This window comes from Affinundibacterium amnicola, assembly GCF_014284275.1.
Classification (GTDB): Bacteria; Pseudomonadota; Gammaproteobacteria; order Burkholderiales; family Burkholderiaceae_D; genus Undibacterium; species Undibacterium amnicola.
In genome coordinates, this window is sequence record NZ_JACOFU010000016.1 from 1 (window position 1) to 1,503 (window position 1,503).

The 1,503-nt window shown below is 45.8% G+C and carries 1 protein-coding gene; it reads right to left on the minus strand.

Annotated elements, in window-relative coordinates; all coding sequences use genetic code 11:
• Positions 1-400: 400 nt before the first annotated feature.
• On the minus strand, positions 401-1,414 hold the full coding sequence (locus tag H8K33_RS19620) for an IS110 family RNA-guided transposase (protein WP_186892761.1): 1,014 nt from the start codon (positions 1,412-1,414) through the stop codon (positions 401-403).
• Positions 1,415-1,503 lie beyond the last annotated feature (89 nt).

Consider the following 1,503-nt stretch of genomic DNA (forward strand, 5'->3'; position numbering starts at 1 on the left):
GGTCACCCATTAGCCCCCAGTAGTCAAGTAGTCGAACCAAATACTCGCAAATTACCGCGATAATTTTTAATACACCACCACACGTCTGTTTCAAAATGCCATCGTGCCTTTTGCTTCAATGTGTGGTTGCGTGAATCGCACCAGTCACCCATGTGGTTCTAGCGAAAATGGTGTTGCTGTTTTCGCCCAAGTAGCACTGCTACTCCAGAAGCATCTCAGTACCGCTTTGTGTCCAATTGATGGGCAGATCTGTGGCTACCTTTCGGTTCCAACCCCTTGTGGCTCACATTGCAGACGACTCATTTTAAAAAACTGTTGTGATGGCAAAACTACGCGTCCAATCAGGCCTAATGGCTTGTCATCCAACCCCGTTTGCTGGCTCACGTAGCATTGCCAAACCTTAAGTGAAGCATCGCTCCACCGAAAATACTTCACCTGTTTTAAGCATATGAAAACAGGCTCTTGCTAATTTATGCGCCACTGCTTTAATCGCCACAATGCCGTTACGTTTGGCTTTCTTGCGCTGATAAAATTTCTTCGCAGCTTCGCTGTAGCGTATTGCAAAGTTAGCTGCCTCGACATACGCCCACGCCAAGAAGCGATTACCATTCTTGGTATTGCCTTCGCCTTTCTTCTTGCCGTTGGACGTATGTATGCTACCAACACAACGGCAATACGACACATAATTCCCGACATCTTTAAATCGTTCTATCGAGCCCGTTTCCAACAGAATTACGGTTGCCAGTACATCACCAATTCCTGCCACACTCTTGAGTAATGGAAAGCCTGGGTGATGTCGACAATGGCTTGCCAGCGCCTTCTCAATCAGATCGATTTGTTGATCTGTCGATTGCATCAAACTTACATTGGCTTTCATCGCCAATGACGCCATTGCCTCCAGACCCATTGCATCAATATCATTACAGGACAATTTCTTAATGAGATTGCTCGACAAATGCGCGCCTCGTTGTTGATCCATTTGCGTTTCGATTGACAAGATATGTGTCGATCGTTGCTGTACTAATTGCATACGCTTACGTGCCAAATCACGAACTGCACGCTGTTCTTTCGGCATAATGTGCCCAGTTGGCAATAGGCCTAAACGAAACACATGCGCCAAATGACGTGCATCGGATTCATCGCCACGATGCTTTAACCCGTCATATTGCTTGATAGCCGTTGTATTTGCCAAGTGCACTTGAAAACCTTGTGCTTGCAAGCCATCGACCAACCAATACCAATTGAAGGTTGACTCCACCACGACACCCACCAATTGCGATTGATACGGCATCAACGCGCCACATATTTCTTCCAAATTATTTGGATGCCTTCTGCTATAAATGACTTTGTCTGATTCATCCAAAATAACCACAACACTATTGTTCGAATGTAGGTCTATGCCGCAAAATAACATACCGTCCTCCCCGTTAAAGTTTCGTTTCGCAACTCAACTTTACTCCAACGACATACGCTATTGGAGGGAGGCGGCTAGATGATTATCAG